This is a genomic window from Burkholderia sp. HI2714 (assembly GCF_002223085.1).
GTDB lineage: Bacteria > Pseudomonadota > Gammaproteobacteria > Burkholderiales > Burkholderiaceae > Burkholderia > Burkholderia lata_D.
This window is the reverse complement of the sequence record NZ_NKFM01000067.1, coordinates 1-17837: the sequence shown is the minus strand read 5'-3', so window position 1 is coordinate 17837 and position 17837 is coordinate 1. Positions and strand designations below refer to the sequence as shown.

Genomic DNA, 17837 nt, shown 5'->3' with positions numbered 1-17837 from the left:
GTCAGCTCGGCTTGTCGAGCGGCGCAAGCATCGCCTGCATGTCGGGGTGCTTCAGGATCTTCTTGTGCTCCGCCGGACTCATCGCGTCGATCAACACGCGCCCGCTCACGTCCGCCTTGATGTACTCGACCGCGAGCAGTGCGATGACCGGATTGGTCGTCAAGGTGGCGTGATCGGGTGAATGATCGCCGAATTCCGCCACCACTGCCTCGGTGTTGTCAGCCACCGCGACGGCGAGCCGGCGGCCGGACAGCCGGAGCCTCGCGCTGGCGCCGCATTTGGCCATGTCGTAATGGCGCGGCCCATTGAGCGTGCGCGTGCCGTAAATCGCCACGTGCGTGTCGACGCCCCGCGCCGCGGCCGCCTCGAGCAGCGGCCCGAGATCGTCGATCTCTTCGTCCCAGACGCCAGCGAAGATCTGCGTTTTCGCATTGACGATGACGCGCGCGAAGGCGCTGGCGATCGCTTCCCGCCCGCTCAACGACCAGACGAGCCCCGGCTCCTGCTGGACCGGCAGCCGATCGAGCGCGCCCGCGGCCAGTTCGAGATCCGCATTGAAGCGCGTGCGCAGATCCTCGAGCAACGACCGGTGGGGCACGGCCGCATAGCGGACGGGCTCCGACCGGTTGACGAGCACCGCGCCGCGCGTTTCCAGGCGACCCAGCGTTTCGTAGATCTTCGAGGGCGGCATGCCGGCGCGCCGGCCGACTTCCGCGCCCGTCAGCGCGGCCTGCCCGACGAGGGCCGCGTAGGCCTGCGCCTCGTACTGGGTGAATCCAAGCCGGATCAACGACGTGATCAGCTCCGTGTTCTCGCTCATGTGTATCGGCTCCTGCTCCCACGACGACTTGCGTGAGGTTCCTTGATTAACTACCGGAGTAGTATACAATCGCCTGAACTTACTACCCAAGTAGTAGGTGTTGTATCTCAACCTGACTGGAGGGATCTTCAAGATGCGAAAACGGATCAGTACCGGCTCCCCGTGGGAGCCCAAGGTCGGCTACTCGCGCGCCGTGGTCGTCGACGACACCATCTACATTTCGGGAACCGCCGGCAAAGGCGCGGACGTGTACGCGCAGACACGCGATGCGCTGGCGACGATCGACCGGGTGCTGGCGGACAGCGGGTTCTCGTTGTCGGACGTCGTCCAGAGCCGCCTGGTGGTCGCGGACTTCGACAACTGGGAAGCCGCGGCGCGCGCGCATGGAGAAATCTACGGCGATATCCGGCCGGCGTTTTCGCTCGTGCATGCGCTTCCGTTCGTCGATCCGGACATCCTCGTCGAAGTCGAAGCGATCGCGGTCAGGGCCGCGGCATGACCGTCGCCGGCAACCGCGTGCCGCTGTCCCGCACCGCGACGGGCATGCTCGCACTGGCGGCCGGCGTGGCGATCGCGAACGGGTATGCGCTGCAGCCGTCGCTGTCGGCCATCGCGAGCGAGTTCGGCGTGGCGGCGTCGCGCATGGCGGCCCTCGCGTCCGTGACGATGCTCGGTTATCTGGTCGGCCTTGCGTTGCTGGTGCCGCTGGCTGACCGGTTCAGTCCGCGCGCGCTCGTCGCGACGCAGATGGGTGCGCTCGCGTTGTTGCTGGCGTGCGTGTCGGGGTCGCCCGGCCCGCTCGCGCTCGACGCGGGTTTCTTTCTGGTGGGGGCGGCAACGACGGTCGCGGCGCAATGCAGCGCCGTCGCCGGCAAACATGCGGATCCGCAACGGCGCGGCGTCGCGATGGGGGCCGTGTCGGCCGGCATGTCGGCCGGGATCCTGCTGAGCCGTTTCGTGGGCGGCGTGTTGTCGCAATGGTGCGGGTGGCGCGGCGCTTTGCTCGTGCTGGCCGGGTGCGTTGCGCTGGCCGCTATCGGCGCTGCCGCGCGGTTGCCCGGCGGCCGGCCGGAAGGGCTGCCCGGCCGGGCGAACGCGATCGGCGCCATGCCGCGGTTGCTGCGCGACAGTGCTCAGTTGAGGCGCCGTACCGGCGCCGGCATGCTCTGGTTCTTCGCGTTCAACCTGGTCTGGGTAGGGCTCGCGCTTCGCCTGGCCGAGCCGCCGTATAGCCTCGGTGCCGCGGCGATCGGTGCGTACAGTCTCGCGGGCGTGCTGGGTCTCGGCGTGACGCGCGTGGCCGGAAAACTTGCCGACCGGTTCGGCGATCGCGTGGTCATCGGGGGCGGGCTCTTCGTCGCGGCCGTGTCGGCGTTGCTGCTCGGCGTTGCGCTCGGTCATCCCGGATGGCTGGGCGCGGGGCTGGCCCTGTTCGATGCCGGGTGCTTTGCCGCGCAGGTCGCGAACCAGACGCGTGTCGTCGCGATTCAACCGGCCCAGGCCGGGGCATTGAGCGCAGCGTACCTGACGCTCTACTACGCGGCTGGTGCCGGCGGTGCGGTGGCGGCGGGATTGCTCAACGCGCGAGTTGGGTGGGGCGCGATGATGGTCGTGGCGGCTGCGGCAATCGCGGCGGCCGGGTTGATCGGTACCACATCGACCCGCGTCGATGCGCGGAGCGAGCCTACTTCCGCCCGTTAAGCGCAGGCGCGACGTGCGTGCGCGCGACCGATCCGAATTTCATTTTTCGTGCATGATCGGATTGCGCGGTCGATCGACGGCGATCCGGTTCCGGCATTCAACGATCCGCACCGCTCACGGATATTTTTGCGCTGGAACAGGCATTCACGCGCCCTCGCGTGTCATTTGCGATCGCAAGCGAACACGGGCTCATCGGATTGGCCATCACGACGCCGTACCCAAGCAACACGTGTCGGGTTCAGTGTCGCTCGGCGCGTGCCGGCTGCTGCACGCAGGAGGAAGACATGGAACCAGACGGAAGCGTCCTGAATACCGGCGTCGGGTTGGCCGGCGCGCATGCGGAAACCGGCACGCCGCAAACTCTCCTGGACGCGATCATCCGTGGCGTCGAAGGCCACGGCATCCCTGCCGGCACCGATTGGCCGACCGCGATGCAAACCCTCGCGGACAACGATAGGCAGTGGAAATTCTCGGCGGTGCTGGTCGCGATCGTCGCGCGGCGCGAGCCGACGATCCTGCTGACCACGCGCGCGTCGGATCTCAGGGAATACTCGTCGCATGTGAGTTTTCCGGGGGGCCGCCCGACCGAGTTCGATCGCGATATCGGCGCGACCGCGTTGCGCGAGGCGTTCGAGGAAATCCGCCTCGCGCCCGATGCGGTCCGCTTGGTCGGCAGCTTGCCGATCCACAAAACCAGAAAGCGCAATCACGCGATCTTTCCCGTGATCGGCATCGTGCCGGAAACGGCGATCTGGGAGGCGGCGCCCGCGGAAGTCGCGGAGATCTTCGAGTTTCCGTTCGCCGTGCTGCTGAATCCGGACCTGCTGCGGCAATACACGGACGGCGAACGCGCGGGCGCATGGTACTGGGCGGAGCAGGCGCAGGACATCTGGGGCGTGACGGCGCTCATCCTGAGGTCGCTCGCCGGTCTGGTCCGCGATGCCATGCGTTGACGGCATGCGTGACGGTCGCCCGCCGACGCACGTCAATGCGACGACACGAATGCCGCATCCTCGAAGGCTTCCGGAATCGCGAAGCTTTCGCGCATGCGCTGCGCCTCCTTCGCCGGCGTCAGGCCGAACAGGCGCTTGAATTCACGGCTGAACTGCGACGGGCTCGTATAACCCACCGCGTAGCCGGCCGCCTCCGCGGTCAGGTCCTCGCGCACCATCAGCAGGCGCGCCTGATGCAGCCGTGTCGATTTCAGGTACTGCATCGGCGACACCTGCGTGATCGCCTTGAAGTGGCTGTGAAAGCTCGGCACGCTCATGCCGGCTTCGTCGGCCAGTTGCGGCACGTCGAGCGGCTGCGCGTAATCGGCATGGATCACGCGCAGTGACCGGCCGATCCGGCCGAACTGCCCGCGCATCGCCAGCGCGCTGCGCATCGCGTTGCCTTGCGCGCCGGTCAGCACGCGGAAATACAGCTCGCGCAGCAGCGCCGGGCCGAGCACCGCGGCGTCGAGCGGCCGGTGCATCGCCACGACGAAACGCAGCACCGACGCGTGCATCGCTTCGTCCATCGGCGTCGACATCATGCTCTTCGGCGCCTGCACCGTTTCCGCGAGGCCGGCGCGGTCGATCTGCGCGGCGAGTTCGGCGGCCAGCGTGAAATCGAGGTGCAGGTACAGCGCGAGCAGCGGGCGTTCGGGCGTGGCGTCGGTTTCCATGCTGAACGGCACGGGCACGGACACCGCCAGGTAGTGATGCTCGTCGTACAGGTAGCGCTCGCCGCCGAAGTAGCCGCGCTTCGAGCCCTGGCACACGATCACGATGCCCGGGTCGTACAGCACCGGCGTGCGCGACAACGCGCGGTTCGAACGCAGGATGCGCACGCCCGGCAGCGCCGTCAGGTTGTAGCCTTCGTCGGGCGCCAGCGCGCGCAGCAGCGTCACCAGGCGTTTCCGGTCGCGCGGCGACAGCGTCGGGGATCGGGCTGGGATGGGATCGGCGCTCATAGTTTTGTGCAAGAAAATCAGCGGAATCGGGCTTATCCGGTGTGGTTCGTCAGACTAGTATGCACGCTCCAATCGACATTCGGGAGAAGCTCAAATGGCATCCGGCAAGCTCATGCTCATTACCGGTGTCAGCAGCGGCTTTGGCCGCGCGCTCGCGCAGGCGGCCCTCGCGGCGGGTTACACGGTGGTCGGCACCGTGCGAAGCGCGCAGGCGGCGCAGGATTTCGACGCGCTGTCCGCGCAGGCCTTCGCGCGGGTGCTCGACGTGACCGACTTCGATCGCATCGACGGCGTCGTGGCGGAAATCGAGGCGAACGTCGGGCCCGTCGACGTCCTGGTGAACAACGCCGGCTACGGGCACGAAGGGATCATGGAAGAGGCGCCGCTCGCGGAGATGCGCCGGCAGTTCGACGTGAACGTATTCGGCGCGGTCGCGATGATGAAGGCGGTCATACCGACTATGCGCGAACGGCGGCGTGGCCACATCCTCAACATCACGTCGATGGGCGGCCACATCACGATGCCGGGCATCGCTTACTACTGCGGCAGCAAGTTCGCGCTGGAAGGTATCACCGAAACCGTCGGCAAGGAGCTGGAGCCGTTCGGCATCGCGGTGACGGCCGTGGCGCCGGGTTCGTTCCGCACCGACTGGGCCGGCCGCTCGATGGCGCGCACGCCGCGCTCGATCGCGGATTACGACGCGCTCTTCGATCCGATCCGCCAGGCGCGTGAAGAGAAGAGCGGCAAGCAGTTGGGCGATCCCGCGAAGGCTGCGCGGGCGATGCTCGCGGTGATTGCCGCGGAACGTCCGCCCGCGCACCTGCTGCTCGGCAGCGATGCGCTGCGGCTGGTACGTGGAAAATTGGCTGCACTGGACGCGGAAATTCGCGCGTGGGAGGCCGTGACGGTGTCGACGGATGGTTGACGTGCGGCGCGAACGGGCACGCGAACGCGGCGTTGGGCCGCCGCTGTGCGGGTTTCGGCGCGGTTGCTCAGCCGCCGGCGCGCTACGCGTTGCCGCGATCGGCGATGGCCGTGTCTCGCAATATCAGGTAGGTGACCGACGGGTATTTGGGCGTTTCGCCACGCTGCACGACCGTGCCGCCCAGCGATTCCGCGATGCGGCGGCTGGGTTCGTTGGCTTCGGCAACCGGATAGGTGAAGCGTCGAATGCCGAGCGTCGCGCATGCCCATTCGACGACGAGACCGACCGCTTCACGGCCGATGCCTTCGCGATGGCGGTCCTCGCGAATCCAGACACCGAGTTCCGCACCGGCAATCGTGACGTGATGAAGGCCGGCCAGGCCCAGGAACATTCCGCAGTCGCGTTGGCGGACCGTGAAGACGAAGTCGCTCCCGTCCGCGATAGAAGGCAGCCACGCGCGCCAGATGCGATCGAAGCCGGCGCGGTCGGGAGGCGGCTCCCAGGCCATGAAGCGCGTCAGGGTCGGTGTGATGCACGGAAACGCCGCACCGGCGTCGCCGGCAGAAAACGGCTTGATCGAAAGTCGGTCCGATTCGATGTGAATCGGGTCAGCGCGCAGCGCCATCGTTCGCACCTCGAGGGTTCATCCACGTCGACGACATTGTCGACGGTCATTCGCAACTTGGCATCATCGTTTAACAAACCTGTCCGATAATGGCTACCGGCCACAGCGCCGAGCTCATCCACCTTACCGGAGTCCATCGAGATGCCAACCGTCACAACGAAGGATCACGTCGAGATTTTCTACAAGGATTGGGGCCCGAAGGACGCGCAGCCCATCGTCTTCCATCATGGCTGGCCGTTGTCCGCGGACGACTGGGATGCGCAGATGCTCTTCTTCGTCCAGAAGGGCTATCGCGTCGTGGCGCACGATCGGCGCGGCCACGGCCGGTCGGCGCAGGTGTCGGACGGTCATGACATGGATCATTACGCGGCGGACGCTTTCGCGGTCGTCGAAGCGCTCGACCTGCGCAATGCGGTGCACGTCGGCCACTCGACCGGTGGCGGCGAAGTCGCGCGCTACGTCGCGAAGCATGGCGAGCCGGCCGGTCGCGTCGCGAAGGCGGTGCTGGTCAGCGCGGTGCCGCCGCTGATGGTGAAAACCGCATCGAACCCGGAAGGCTTGCCGATCGAAGTGTTCGACGGCTTCCGCAAAGCGCTCGCCGACAATCGCGCGCAGTTCTTCCTCGATGTGGCGAGCGGCCCGTTCTACGGGTTCAACCGCGAAGGTGCAACCGTGCATCAGGGCGTGATCCGCAACTGGTGGCGCCAGGGGATGGAAGGCAGCGCCAAGGCGCATTACGAAGGCATCAAGGCGTTTTCGGAAACGGACCAGACCGAAGACCTGAAGTCGATCTCCGTCCCGACGCTCGTGCTGCATGGCGAAGACGACCAGATCGTGCCGATCGCGGATGCCGCGCTGAAGTCGATCAAGCTGCTGAAGAACGGCACGCTGAAGACGTACCCGGGCTACTCGCACGGGATGCTGACGATCAACGCGGACGTCCTCAACGCCGACCTGCTGGCTTTCGTGCAGGCGTAACAGGGTGAGCGCAGGCCCGCTTCGGCGGGCTGCGCCGCCATTGCGGGCCGGCGGCGCGCAGTCGCGCTGTCGGCCCCGCGGCCGCTGCGGTTCAGCCCGGGCCGTTGAAGCGGATGCCCGGAAACGTCAGCCGCGGCATCCGGCTCTCCAGGAACGCGAGCAGTTCGCGCACCTGGGCAGCCTTGGCGGAGTCTTCCGGCCAGACGAGGTAGTACGCGTCCCCCGTATTGACGGCCGTCTTGAACGGCAGCACGAGCTGCTTCTCGTCGATGGCGGTCGCACACAGCGCGAGATCGCCGATCGAAATGCCGTGGCCGGCAATCGCCGCCGCGATCCCCTGTTCGAGCATGTCGAACACCTGCCCGCGCGTGATGTCCACCTCGAGATCATGGCCGCTGCCCTTGAGCCAGCGGCGCCAGTCGCGCCGGTCGGGCGACGGGTGGATCAGCTCGCACGCCGCCGGATTCGTGCGTGCGACCGTCGCGGTCGCCCGCGAGCACACCGGAATCAGCCATTCGTCGAACAGCTTCACGCACTGCGTGGCCTCGCCGAACCTGCCTGTGCCGAGCAGGATCGCGCAATCGTAGGATTCGCTGAAGAAATCGACGGTATCGACGTCCATCCACACGCTCGCGATCTGCACCTCGAACGCGGGCCGCGTAGCGCGAAACGCGGCCAGTGCGTCGAGCAGCCAGCGCATCGTGAGCGTGGACGGCGCCTTGAGCCGCAGCACGTCGCGTCGCGACTGGAACAGCACGCACGCTTCCTCGATCTGCCGGAAGCCACGCCGCAGGCCCGACGCAAAGATGTGCGCTTCCGCCGTCACGGTCATTCTGGGGCCGTGCCGGACGAACAGTTTCCGGCCGAAGTACGCCTCGAGCGTCTTCACGTGCTTGCTCACCGCGCTTTGCGTGAGGCTCAGTTCCTCGGCGGCCAGCGTAAACGAGCCGGTGCGCGCGGCGCTTTCGAACGCGCGCAGCGCGTAGACAGGGGGGAGCGGTTTGGCCTTCACGGGTTTTGAATGTGAATAAAACTCATGTCATCCGGCAGGATTTTCCGTTTTTCAACAGCACGCCGGGTACGGAATACTTCAGAAAACCGCGCAATCCGGTGCGCTGAAGCACGATGATGCCACCGTGGGGGGCACGCGCGTCAATTCACCCAACAACTTTTTGTCATGGCACTTCATTACCCGCTGCTGTTCGCCTATCTCGCCGCGATCGTGCTGCTCATCGCGACGCCCGGCCCGGTCGTCATGCTCGTGGTCGGCACCGTCGCGCGGCGCGGCTTCCGCCAGGGCATGCTGACCGCGGTGGGCGCGAATGCCGCGAGCCTCGTGATGATCGCGGGGGCGATGCTGATGGTGTTCGGCGTCGTGCTCGTCAACGAGCGCCTGTTGACCGGGTTGCACGTGGCGGGTTGCGTGTTCATCGCGGTGCTGGCCATCCGGACGCTGCTCGGCGAATGGCGTGCCGGCCGGACGCGCAACGGCAATGACGTCGCGCAACGCGAACCGGCATCGGGGGCGCGAGGCTTGCCCGGCGTCGTGCGCGGCTTTCTCGTCGGCATCGCGAATCCGAAGGACCTGCTGTTCTTCGTCGCGTTCTTTCCGCAGTTCGTCGGCATCACGCCGGATTCGCGCGTGAGCCTGGCCATCCTGGCCGTACTGTGGATCGCGGTCGATTTCACGATCCTGACCAGCTACATGGCCGCGATCAACCACCCGCTGATTCAGCGCAAGCAGCGCTGGATCACGGCGTCGTCGGCGGGCGCGCTGCTCGTGATTGCGCTCGCCGGGCTCGGCAGCACGATCGCGGGCGCCGCGTAAGCCCGCCGGCGATCCGCGTTACGCTTCGTTTGCTCCCACTCTTTGACCGAGTTCGATCATGTCCAGCACCCCCGCGACTTACTCCGAACACCTCTTTTCCTATGGCACGCTGCAACTCGAGCCCGTACAGCTCGCGACCTTCGGCCGCAAGCTCGACGGTCGCGAGGATGCGATGCCCGGTTACGCGATGACGATGCTGAAGATCGACGATCCGGACGTGGTGGCGACGAGCGGGAAGACGCATCATCCGGTGGTGGCTTATACCGGCCAGTCCGGTGATCGTGTCACGGGCACCGTGTTCGCGATCACGCCGGGGGAACTGCAACACGCGGACGACTACGAAGTCGACGCATATCGCCGCGATCGCGTGGTGCTCGAATCGGGCGTGGCCGCGTGGGTGTACGTGGACGCGACTTCGCCGCGGCCGGCCTGAATCCGGCGCGCGGACAGGCGCGTCGCTGTCGCGCCTTCGCCTGCTAGCCGTTGCGCAGGAACACGACGTAGCCGCGGAACCACGGATTCGTCGCGAGGTACGGCGGCGCGTCCCATTCGCCGCCCTGGATGATGCCGATGCGAAACGGCAACTGCAGCCGCGCGACGCGCGGCAGGTAGTCCGCATAGTCGGGGATCGTGCGGCGGCCCTGGTAGGTCTGCACGACCACTTCGTCGACGATCCCCCTGAGCTGGTTGACCTGGTCGGTATCGATGCGGCTGCTCCAGTCGAGCAGCCCGGTGATGCTCAGCCGGCAATCGGCGGGCAGCGTTTCGCGCAGCGACCGCAGGAATTCGAGGTAATCCTGCAGGTGACGTGTGCGCGCATCGAAGTCGATCTGGATGCCGGTGATCGTGCGGCCCGACGCGCGCCAGCGCGTGAGCTGCGCGAGCATGATGTGCGTGACGCGCGGCGTCCAGCGCAGCGTATGCGCGCGATAGACGAGCCACACGCGCGCCTGCGGCGCGGGCGGCAGCGCCACCCCCTGCGCGATCACGCGGACCTGCGACTCGTCCCGCGGCGACGCCTCGATCTGCCCTTGCAGCACGTAGACGGCACGTGCGCCATGCACGACCGCCTGCGGCTTCACGCCTGCCCACAACCAGAACGCGTCGTACCGCGCGGCGTCGACGGTGCCGGCCAGTGCGACGCGTCCGGCCAGCAGCAGTGCGATGCACGCCAGGCGCGCGATACGCTTCACGCGGCGCTTACCAGTAGTAGCGAAGCTTCTGCGCCCACGGGCTGCCCGCGTAGCTGGCCTTCAGCGTATCGAACCAGCGCTTGCGCACGTTCTTCGGCACGTCCTTGCCGCCGCATTCGTTGGAGCCGCCCGGTGCATAGCACTTGATCGCACGGTAGTACGCGTAGGCGCGGTCGTTCGGGTTCGCCTGCGCATCGGCCATCACCGTCACGTAGCTCGACATCCGCTCGAACGGCTTGCCCGCGAACTGCGACGGCGCGCCGCCGAGCGTCGGCGGGATGCGCGTGGCGGCCGTCGTCGACGCGTTGCGCATCCACGGCGGCACCGGATCGCTTTCGAGGCCGGGCGCGGGCGGGTGCAGGCGCACGAAATCGGCGAGACAGTTCAGCCCTTTCGCATCGGCGGGATTCTGCTGGAGCACCGTGGCGATGTCGCTCGCGGACGGGCACGTATAGCCGTCTTCATTTTTGGCGCCGGCTGCGATGAATGGCTTCAGCGGATCGGCCGGCTTGCCGGACACCAGCGCGGCATCGGCGATGAACTCGGCGTAACGCGAGCGGGTGAGCTCCTTGTACAGCAGCGTGTACAGCGCGGTGTCGCGCAGCGCGCCGCCGGTCGCCTGGTTTTGCGCCTGGGCGCGCAGCAGGTCCGCATTGGCCGTGCGTTGCAGCAGCACGGCGCGGATCGCGGCGTTCTGCACGGGCGAATCGTCGGCGAATACGTCGTTGACGAGTCCGGCCTGCTCCAGGTTGATCGCGAGCGCGAGTTCCAGCGCTTCGCGCTGGAAGCGGAGTTTCGCGAGCGGGATCAGGTCGCGCCACAGCTGGCGCGCCTTGTCGGACTGGCCGCTATCCTCCAGCGCGAACCCGCGCAGCGCCTGCTGGCTCAGGCCGAAGTAGTCGAGCGGCTCCGCGGGCGTCTGCGGCAGCAACGCGAGCGCGGCGTCCGGTTTGTGGCCGATCTGGACGTACCAGGTCGCGAGCAGGTAGTCGTAGAGCGCGGGTGCATTCGCGAAGCGCGGCTTCTGCGCCTGCAGGTCGTCCAGCGTCAGCGGCTTGGCGCGGCTCGAGTCGCTGTTTTCCGACGTGCGCATGCGCAGCAGGTCGACGGTCGCGAGCACGGTCGGCGACTGGATCTGGCTCGCGTCGAATTCCGACCCGAACAGCAGCTTGCTGTCGAGTTCGTTCGCGAGCTGGATCAGCGGCACGTTCGACGTCGCCGGCGACCAGCGCGCGAGCGCGTGGCCGTACAGGTCGGCCTGCTGCGTGACGTTCCCGCCAAGCCACGCGACACGCCGCAGCAGCCCGTTTGCGGAGGTCGCATAGCGGCCCTGCGGGTACACCTTCAGGTAAGTGCGAAACACCGTATTCGCGGCGTCGAGCGACACCTTCGTCACGCGGCCGCGCGACGGCGCGGGGCTGTCGTTGTCGAACACGTTGGCTTGCGCGGCGTTCAACTGCGCGCGCCCGGCCATATAGAGCCCGGTTTCCTTCAGCCACGGGTTCGCGCTGTGCGACGCGCTCGCGAAGGCCCGGGTCGCGGTGAGGAAGTCGGCGCGGTAGAACGCGTTCGTACCGTCCAGGTACGCGGCGAACTGCTGGCCGAGCGGCGACTTGACCGGCGGTTTCGTCCAGGCGGCACTCGCGCCGCCAGCGGCACAGGTCTTCTGCGCGATGTCGGCACGCGCCGCGCGCAGGCGCGCGGCTTCATCGGCGGGGAGGCCGCCGGCACTGCCCAGTGCGTCGTTGAATGCGTCTGCGCCCGAGGTCATGCTGCGGCAGATGCTGCCTTCGCCGTCGGCGTACTGGTTCGACGGCGCTTCGGCATCCGTTGCGCTGCCGGTCTTGTCGGGCTCCTTCTGCCCGATATAGATCCATCCGGAGAAGTCCATCGGGAACGGCACGATGATCTGGTTGATCCGGTCTTTCGCCGGGATCGTCTTCGGGTCGGGAAACGCCTGCGCGACCTTGGCGCTGTCGACCATCATCAGCATCGCGTTGATGCGCGTGTCGTTGGCGGGGCTCAGCATCGGCACGTTGGCGCAGGAGTAGGTGTTTTGCCGGAGCGTGGTCGGCGCATAGCAGCCGTCGTCGCCGCTGGCATGGGCGACAGGAATCCAGAACAGGCTGGCCGCCAGCGCGGCGAACAGGTGTCGGTGCAGCAATGGGCTTTTAGGCATTTCTTCTTGTGCCGGGTGTGGGGCCGCAGCGGCCGGGTCTCTCAGGTGAGGCGTTTCGCCCCGGCGCGTATCGTACCGCACCGGTCGCTTCGGCCGCGAGCGCGCAGGCCGGCCGATCGCCGCATCGAATGCGGGCCGGCGAAATGGAAGTCCACTTACTGTAGACGCAACGCCACCTTGAATCCGGACCGCCTGAATTAAGATGCAGCCGGCAGTGACGGACATCCGACGATAGACGACCTGTCGTCGTCCTCGCTGCCCGACGGGGGCGGTCTGCCGGAAGCGGCGTTCGCATCGATCCGCACGACGGGGTCGATCATGATTGAGGGTGAGCGGACGCCGGTTTCCATGCCTGTTCAATAGTATTGCTTATCAATAGGCCGATCGATGCGAGGCATCGTGAGGCGAACGGCAGACGAGAGTGCGCCGGCACACGAAAATAAGAGGATTCCGATGAAACCCATTACATGGATGGTCATGGCAGTCGCGCTCGCACTGTCCGCCTGCGGCGGCGACGACGTCGCCACGAACGGCGGCGCGTCGTCGTCGCCGAACACGCCCGGTTCACCTTCCGGCCCGACGTCGCCCGGTGGCGGCTCGAACGGCGGGCCGACGGGCGGCGGCGGGACGACGCAACCGCAGGCCGGCTGGTCGAAGGCTGCCGCCGTGGACGGCAGCGGGCCGGAGGGCCAGCCCAGCGTGACCATCGACGCGAGCGGCAACGCGCTCGCCACCTGGATGACCAATGGCCCGGCCGGCACGAACGGCAACGAAATGTGGGGCGCGCGCCGTGTGGCGGGCTCGGGCTGGGGCAGTGCGACGCGGCTCGACACGGGCGACGGTTCGCATGCGATGAACACGCTGACCGGCGTGCAGCCGAAACTGGTCGGCAATGCGAGCGGGCAGGCGGTCGCGTTCTGGACCGAATGGACGCCGGGCGCCAACACGTACGCGTTGTGGGCGCGCCCGTACAGCCCGGGTAGCGGCTGGGGCACGCCGGTCACGCTGGCGCCGGACATGGCCGGGTCGTCCTATTCGGCCGGCATGGACAGCCAGGGCAACGCGCTCGTCACGTGGACGCAGTCGATCAGCCTGCTCGATACGCGCATCGCGTGGACGCGCTATACGCAGGCCGGGCAGTGGTCGCCGACGGCGCTGGTCCAGATGCCGGTGCAGAGCGGCCCGGACGCCGTGACCGGCGACACCGACAACGTGCGGCCGATGCTGTCGGTCCTGTCGTCCGGCCGGGCGGTGCTCGCGTGGCGGCAGACCAACCATACGAAATCGGCGCTGTGGACGGCCACGTACGACGCGACCAACGGCTGGACCAACGTCAACCCGGTCGTCTCGAACTCGAGCCTGTTCACGACGATCATCTCGCCGGTCGCCGGCATGGACGCGAAGGGCAACATCACGCTGGTCTGGGGGCAACTCGACGTGACGGGCGGCAAGCTCTACAACGCCACGATGTCGCAGCGCTACGTGTCCGGAACCGGATGGCAGCCCGCCCAGCCGGTCGCCCCGGCGATCGTGGTGCCCACGGGCTTCATCGCGACGCCGATGCTGACCGTCAACGAAAACGGCGTGGCCGCCGCGATGTGGGCGGAAGGCGGCGCGGTGCTGCAGGCGAGCGTGTCGGACGCCAGCGGAAACTGGGGGCCGCTGCAGAAGCTGACGGAACACCTGAACGGGGCGGCGCTCCAGTACCCGCCGCTGGTGATCGACCCGGCCGGCAACGTGACGGTCGCCTGGGAGGACACGGGCACGCCGAACGCGTCGGTCCTCCTCGTGGCCGGCTACCGGAACGGCGCATGGAGCACGTCGACGGCGGATCCGCAGGATGGAACGTGGCCGGCGCTGGCCGTCAACGCGGCGGGGGCGATGGCGCTCGTCTGGCAGGGGTTTGCCGCGAACATCGGCAGCCAGATCCAGTCCAGTTTTTATACGCCGGGCTCGTAATCGTGTCGCGTCGGGCATTCGAAGGAGAAGCCATGAAGCAAGTCTTGCAGTGCACCGTTGTTACCTTGCGGACCGCGCTGGGCGCGGCGGCCGCCGGCCTCGTGTTGTCCGCGTGCGGTTCGACGCAGATGAACATGGTCGACGTGCAGACGTCGACCGCGAAGACGCTCGGCCTCGCGTCGTCGGACGAGATCACGATCGCCAACGTGCAGTACGGGAAGAAGGACGGGCTGGGCGGCCAGAAGGTGGGTTACGACGCGACGACCGGCAAGGGGCGGCGTTTCGGCTGTACGGTGTTCATGATTCCGGGGCTCACGCCGATCGATCGGCCGACGTACAACAACTGGGAATGCCATCCGCAACGCTGATGGCCGCGAGATCGACGGCGCCCGTCGCAGGGCGCCGGTCGGCCGCTTGTGTGGACGACATGCCGCGCCGGCCTTGCGCCGGCGCAATTTGGTCCGATAATCGACGAACCGATCTATCCTCCCGTGTCGGCTCGACAAAAAAACTGTCATGGATCAAGCGGCATTCGTCCCTGTTTTCAAGTTTCGCACGATCGACTACCCCGAGCGGGACCGGTTCCACGTTTGGGTCAAGGACATGCTGTGCGACTACCGTCTGGATGACGACGGCGGCCACGGCGCGTTCGACGCGGAAGCGAGCGGCGCGGCGCTCGGCCCGCTGATCCTGTCGGGCCGGCAATGGCGGTCGCGCGCACCGGCCTATCGGGTCAATCGCACCACACGGCGAATCCGGCTCGACGGCCAGGATTCGATCCGCTTCACATTGTTGCTCGGCGGGCGGCTGGCCAGCCACACCGGCGGGCCCGAACTGGTCAAGCGCGCCGGCGACGTGTTCGTCTACGACGTCGCGCAGGTCAACGACTGCCGAGTCGAGGCCGGCGACGTGATCAGCCTGGTCGTGCCGAGGTACCTGCTGCCGAGCCATGCCGCACAGGCGCACGGCCAGACGCTGACGAGCGGCGTGGGGCGGCTGCTGGGCGACCACATGCTGTCGCTGTTCCGCAACCTGCCGACTCTGCGCACGCACGAGATCCCGAGCATCGTGCAATCGATGTTGCTGCTGCTGGCCGCGGCCATTTCACCCACCACGCAGGCGCTGAACGACGCACGCGGCCCGATCGACGGGGCGCTGGCCGAGCGGGTCCGGCGCTACATCGACGTGCATCTGCTGGAGCCCGACCTCGATCCCGACCGGATCTGCCGCGACATCGGCGTGTCGAGAGCGCGGCTCTACCAGCTGTTCAAGGAAGACGGCGGCGTGATGCGGCAGATCACGCGCCGGCGGCTGCGCCATGCGTACCACGTGCTGGGCGACCCGCAGCGCCGGCATCGGCGCATCGCGGAAATCGCGTGGGCGCACGGCTTTCCCGACGAGAAGTATTTCCACCGGCTGTTCAAGGCGGAGTTCGGCCACACGCCGAAGGAAACGCTCGAATGCGCGACCGCGCCGGTGCTGCTGCCATGCGATGTGGCCGAGGATCGATGGGCGGACGGCGGCCGCCTGACAGGATGGACGTTGCCGTTCGGCGTGCTCACCAACTGAGCGGGCGGGGCATGCCGGCCGCCGCACGGCGGTTCGTGTCGTGCGTCACGCGTACGCGCTGCTCGCCACACCGCCTTCATCGACATCGTCGATCGCAGCCCGCAAGTCGTCGATCGCCACCATCAGCTCGCGGACCTGCCGCAACGACGGGTACTGGTGCAGCACCGCATGCCATTGCGGCAGCGTCAGCAGCGCGTGCCAGACCACACCGAGGCCGTCCGGATCGGCATCCGGCCGCTGCGCGAGCGCGCTCGCGTATTCGAGGCTCGCCTGTGCCGACAGCAACTGCATCCGGCTGGCGGCGCCCAGCAGGCGCGGCGTCGTGTCGGCGGATGCATCGCAGCAATAGAGCACTTCGCGTGGCAGCGTCGCTTCATCGGTAGTCAGTGCGCGCAGCGACGCGCCGTGCACGCGCACCGTGCCCTGGTGCGTCTCGAACGCATAGAGCGTGTCCGGGTCGGCCTGCGCGAGCAGGTTCAGGCCGCGCAGCAGCCGCGGCAGATCGGTCGTCGCGGCATCCGCGGATGCTTTCGCTTCGACGAGGAAGCGCACGTTCCACACGGGCGCCGGGTCATCGCCGCGCGGGCGTTCGAGCAGGATCGCGTCCCATTCGGTTTTCGCGCGATCGTGGCGGCCCGGAATCGATGACGGCACGCGCATCGACGTCACCACCCGGTACGTGCGGCGTGCGTCGACGGCGTCGAGCCGGCGCGCCAGCGCGTCGAGCGCCTGCGCGGCCAGCGCTTCGACGGCCGCGCCGCGCTGCTGCGACGCGACGCCCTGCGCGACGGCGACGGTGCTGCCTTCGAGCGGGCCCTGGCGCACCCACAGCGCCCGGTAGCGACGCACGTGCTCGTCCGATGCCAGTGCGGCGACGCGCAGCATGCGTTCGAGCGCGGGGCTGTCTTTCAGCTTGACGATGTCCTGCTCGAACGCGGCGTCGGTCGCCATGTCGGGCAGGGAGAGCAGGTGCAGCAGCGTGTCGTGCAGGTCGGCCCACGACGCGGCGGTGGCGGCCGCATGCAGCCGCGCGAGCCCGTCGCGTTGCCAGGGGCGGGCGCTGCGCTCGAGCTTGGCCGGGTGCGCGATCGCGTTGACGGCCGAGTGCAGCGCGCGACGGTCCTGCTCGGCGTGCGCGGACAACGACGCGTATTCGCGCACGCTCGGCGCATCGTGCCGCAGCACCGCGGCCTGAAAAGCGGGATCGCCGGCGTGCGTGTCCATTGCATCGCGGATCATCCGCGCGAGGGCGTCGATGAAGCGCTGCCGTAGCGCCGCGTCGGGCGTCCGTCCGTCGCTTCGCATCCGGCGCGCTTCCTCGATCACGATCGCGAGCGTGGCGGCCGGGTTCGCGGCGTCGGCCGGCGACAGCGTGCTGTCGAGCGGCGGCAGCCGGTAGCGGCGCGCGACGGTGTGCAGGATTTCGTCGAGCAGGGCGGGAAGCGGTGTCAGCGACATGGTCGGTATCGGCGTGTAAGCGGTGCGCGTGTGCGACGGGACGGGCCGATGCACGCGGTGATGTCAAGGCCTGCCGTTTGGGCGATCATTCAAACACGAAGCTTTTGTTCGGCGCATGCTCCTCGTCGATATACGTGCCTTGAAAGTCGACGTCACGACCATGACCAAGCACGCTCCCGCATTGGCCGCGCTGCTCGACCACCATCTGTGCACCGTGGATCGCGAAATCGAGCTGGCAGCCATCGGAGGAAACGTGAAATGCCTTGCCGTCGGCCCGTACGACTGCAGTGGCCTCGTATTCGCGCCCACTGTTTTGACCATTCCATGATGACGAGTTAAACGTCAGCTGTGCCGCATTGTCATACGAGGTGCGATGAATCGTGATGAGTCCACCTCGATTGTGCGGGAGCGGCTTGGACGCAATCTCTATCAGCGTCCAGGTTTGCGACCAATGGAAGTCGTTGATGTCGAGCACTGTACCCGGATCGGGCTCGGCAAGTTGCCGCAGTCGCCGGAGATACTGACGAGTGCACCAAATAGTTCGTGGTGCGTTATACGGGTATGAAGACGAAAACTGATGCCCGAAAGTTGGATCAGGCGACGCAGGCGTACCTGAGGAAGACGGTGGTCGAAGCCGTGCGTGAC

At 67.4% G+C, this 17837-nt stretch carries 18 protein-coding genes; 10 read left to right on the top strand and 8 right to left on the bottom strand.

Annotation, left to right across the window (positions count from 1 at the left end; genetic code table 11):
• Nucleotide 1: 1 nt before the first annotated feature.
• A complete protein-coding gene (locus CFB82_RS36830) occupies nucleotides 2-820 on the bottom strand; it encodes a TrmB family transcriptional regulator (protein ID WP_089487264.1) in 819 nt (272 codons plus the stop codon).
• A gap of 133 nt (nucleotides 821-953) precedes the next feature.
• On the opposite strand from CFB82_RS36830, the gene CFB82_RS36825 reads away from it, so the two are divergent.
• The 3 genes from CFB82_RS36825 to CFB82_RS36815 all read left to right on the top strand — a co-directional run bounded on the left by CFB82_RS36825 (nucleotide 954) and on the right by CFB82_RS36815 (nucleotide 3474).
• Nucleotides 954-1319: a RidA family protein gene (locus CFB82_RS36825; RefSeq protein ID WP_089449380.1), complete on the top strand. Its 366-nt coding sequence runs from the start codon at nucleotides 954-956 to the stop codon at nucleotides 1317-1319.
• Nucleotides 1316-2521 (top strand): MFS transporter, encoded by a 1206-nt coding sequence (locus CFB82_RS36820; protein ID WP_089487263.1) that lies wholly within the window; start codon nucleotides 1316-1318, stop codon nucleotides 2519-2521. The genes CFB82_RS36825 and CFB82_RS36820 overlap by 4 nt, the downstream gene beginning before the upstream one ends.
• Before the next feature lie 197 nt (nucleotides 2522-2718).
• Complete coding sequence (locus tag CFB82_RS36815) at nucleotides 2719-3474, top strand: NUDIX hydrolase (RefSeq protein WP_256990656.1); 756 nt, start codon at nucleotides 2719-2721, stop codon at nucleotides 3472-3474.
• 32 nt (nucleotides 3475-3506) lie between these two features.
• Here the strand turns inward: CFB82_RS36815 and CFB82_RS36810 are convergent, their stop codons facing one another.
• Nucleotides 3507-4478 carry an AraC family transcriptional regulator gene (locus CFB82_RS36810; protein WP_089487261.1) on the bottom strand — a complete coding sequence of 324 codons (972 nt, stop codon included), beginning with the start codon at nucleotides 4476-4478 and terminating at the stop codon, nucleotides 3507-3509.
• Between the two features lie 94 nt (nucleotides 4479-4572).
• On the opposite strand from CFB82_RS36810, the gene CFB82_RS36805 reads away from it, so the two are divergent.
• Entirely contained in the window at nucleotides 4573-5403 is an 831-nt protein-coding gene (locus CFB82_RS36805) for an oxidoreductase (protein WP_089487260.1), read from the top strand.
• 82 nt (nucleotides 5404-5485) lie between these two features.
• On the opposite strand, the gene CFB82_RS36800 is transcribed toward CFB82_RS36805, so the two are convergent.
• Nucleotides 5486-6028, bottom strand: coding sequence for a GNAT family N-acetyltransferase (locus tag CFB82_RS36800; protein ID WP_089487259.1), 543 nt, complete (start codon nucleotides 6026-6028; stop codon nucleotides 5486-5488).
• Nucleotides 6029-6169: 141 nt separating this feature from the next.
• On the opposite strand from CFB82_RS36800, the gene CFB82_RS36795 reads away from it, so the two are divergent.
• Nucleotides 6170-7006, top strand: a complete 837-nt coding sequence (locus tag CFB82_RS36795; RefSeq protein WP_089487258.1) for an alpha/beta fold hydrolase — start codon at nucleotides 6170-6172, stop codon at nucleotides 7004-7006.
• A gap of 91 nt (nucleotides 7007-7097) precedes the next feature.
• Here the strand turns inward: CFB82_RS36795 and CFB82_RS36790 are convergent, their stop codons facing one another.
• Complete coding sequence (locus tag CFB82_RS36790) at nucleotides 7098-8018, bottom strand: LysR substrate-binding domain-containing protein (protein ID WP_089487257.1); 921 nt, start codon at nucleotides 8016-8018, stop codon at nucleotides 7098-7100.
• Nucleotides 8019-8183: 165 nt separating this feature from the next.
• Here CFB82_RS36790 and CFB82_RS36785 point away from each other — a divergent pair, with 165 nt between their 5' ends.
• Nucleotides 8184-8834, top strand: a complete 651-nt coding sequence (locus CFB82_RS36785) for a LysE family translocator (protein ID WP_089487256.1) — start codon at nucleotides 8184-8186, stop codon at nucleotides 8832-8834.
• A gap of 58 nt (nucleotides 8835-8892) precedes the next feature.
• The gene (locus CFB82_RS36780; protein ID WP_089487255.1) at nucleotides 8893-9267 is read left to right on the top strand and encodes a gamma-glutamylcyclotransferase family protein; all 375 of its coding nucleotides are present in this window, start codon (nucleotides 8893-8895) and stop codon (nucleotides 9265-9267) included.
• A gap of 43 nt (nucleotides 9268-9310) precedes the next feature.
• Here the strand turns inward: CFB82_RS36780 and CFB82_RS36775 are convergent, their stop codons facing one another.
• Together CFB82_RS36775 and CFB82_RS36770 are read right to left on the bottom strand one after the other, a co-directional pair.
• Nucleotides 9311-10018, bottom strand: coding sequence for a DUF3142 domain-containing protein (locus CFB82_RS36775; protein ID WP_089487537.1), 708 nt, complete (start codon nucleotides 10016-10018; stop codon nucleotides 9311-9313).
• 16 nt (nucleotides 10019-10034) lie between these two features.
• Nucleotides 10035-12206, bottom strand: a complete 2172-nt coding sequence (locus CFB82_RS36770; protein ID WP_089487254.1) for a hypothetical protein — start codon at nucleotides 12204-12206, stop codon at nucleotides 10035-10037.
• Nucleotides 12207-12659: 453 nt separating this feature from the next.
• On the opposite strand from CFB82_RS36770, the gene CFB82_RS36765 reads away from it, so the two are divergent.
• The 3 genes from CFB82_RS36765 (at nucleotide 12660) to CFB82_RS36755 (ending at nucleotide 15734) form a co-directional block, all read left to right on the top strand.
• A complete protein-coding gene (locus tag CFB82_RS36765; RefSeq protein WP_069249418.1) occupies nucleotides 12660-14165 on the top strand; it encodes a hypothetical protein in 1506 nt (501 codons plus the stop codon).
• Nucleotides 14166-14197: 32 nt separating this feature from the next.
• Nucleotides 14198-14533 (top strand): hypothetical protein, encoded by a 336-nt coding sequence (locus CFB82_RS36760; protein WP_069249419.1) that lies wholly within the window; start codon nucleotides 14198-14200, stop codon nucleotides 14531-14533.
• 148 nt (nucleotides 14534-14681) lie between these two features.
• Nucleotides 14682-15734 carry a helix-turn-helix domain-containing protein gene (locus tag CFB82_RS36755; protein WP_069249420.1) on the top strand — a complete coding sequence of 351 codons (1053 nt, stop codon included), beginning with the start codon at nucleotides 14682-14684 and terminating at the stop codon, nucleotides 15732-15734.
• Nucleotides 15735-15779: 45 nt separating this feature from the next.
• Here the strand turns inward: CFB82_RS36755 and CFB82_RS36750 are convergent, their stop codons facing one another.
• Both CFB82_RS36750 and CFB82_RS36745 read right to left on the bottom strand, forming a co-directional pair.
• The gene (locus tag CFB82_RS36750; RefSeq protein WP_089487253.1) at nucleotides 15780-17192 is read right to left on the bottom strand and encodes a 3-deoxy-D-arabino-heptulosonate 7-phosphate synthase; all 1413 of its coding nucleotides are present in this window, start codon (nucleotides 17190-17192) and stop codon (nucleotides 15780-15782) included.
• Between the two features lie 85 nt (nucleotides 17193-17277).
• Entirely contained in the window at nucleotides 17278-17667 is a 390-nt protein-coding gene (locus CFB82_RS36745; protein ID WP_256990654.1) for a hypothetical protein, read from the bottom strand.
• Nucleotides 17668-17837 lie beyond the last annotated feature (170 nt).

What these genes read in the sequence shown, in the direction of transcription:
- CFB82_RS36830 (WP_089487264.1), bottom strand. Translation starts at nt 820, where the DNA reads ATGAGCGAGAACACGGAGCTGATCACGTCGTTGATCCGGCTTGGATTC.
- CFB82_RS36825 (WP_089449380.1), top strand. Translation starts at nt 954, where the DNA reads ATGCGAAAACGGATCAGTACCGGCTCCCCGTGGGAGCCCAAGGTCGGC.
- CFB82_RS36820 (WP_089487263.1), top strand. Translation starts at nt 1,316, where the DNA reads ATGACCGTCGCCGGCAACCGCGTGCCGCTGTCCCGCACCGCGACGGGC.
- CFB82_RS36810 (WP_089487261.1), bottom strand. Translation starts at nt 4,478, where the DNA reads ATGAGCGCCGATCCCATCCCAGCCCGATCCCCGACGCTGTCGCCGCGC.
- CFB82_RS36805 (WP_089487260.1), top strand. Translation starts at nt 4,573, where the DNA reads ATGGCATCCGGCAAGCTCATGCTCATTACCGGTGTCAGCAGCGGCTTT.
- CFB82_RS36800 (WP_089487259.1), bottom strand. Translation starts at nt 6,028, where the DNA reads ATGGCGCTGCGCGCTGACCCGATTCACATCGAATCGGACCGACTTTCG.
- CFB82_RS36795 (WP_089487258.1), top strand. Translation starts at nt 6,170, where the DNA reads ATGCCAACCGTCACAACGAAGGATCACGTCGAGATTTTCTACAAGGAT.
- CFB82_RS36785 (WP_089487256.1), top strand. Translation starts at nt 8,184, where the DNA reads ATGGCACTTCATTACCCGCTGCTGTTCGCCTATCTCGCCGCGATCGTG.
- CFB82_RS36780 (WP_089487255.1), top strand. Translation starts at nt 8,893, where the DNA reads ATGTCCAGCACCCCCGCGACTTACTCCGAACACCTCTTTTCCTATGGC.
- CFB82_RS36770 (WP_089487254.1), bottom strand. Translation starts at nt 12,206, where the DNA reads ATGCCTAAAAGCCCATTGCTGCACCGACACCTGTTCGCCGCGCTGGCG.
- CFB82_RS36765 (WP_069249418.1), top strand. Translation starts at nt 12,660, where the DNA reads ATGAAACCCATTACATGGATGGTCATGGCAGTCGCGCTCGCACTGTCC.
- CFB82_RS36760 (WP_069249419.1), top strand. Translation starts at nt 14,198, where the DNA reads ATGAAGCAAGTCTTGCAGTGCACCGTTGTTACCTTGCGGACCGCGCTG.
- CFB82_RS36755 (WP_069249420.1), top strand. Translation starts at nt 14,682, where the DNA reads ATGGATCAAGCGGCATTCGTCCCTGTTTTCAAGTTTCGCACGATCGAC.
- CFB82_RS36750 (WP_089487253.1), bottom strand. Translation starts at nt 17,192, where the DNA reads ATGTCGCTGACACCGCTTCCCGCCCTGCTCGACGAAATCCTGCACACC.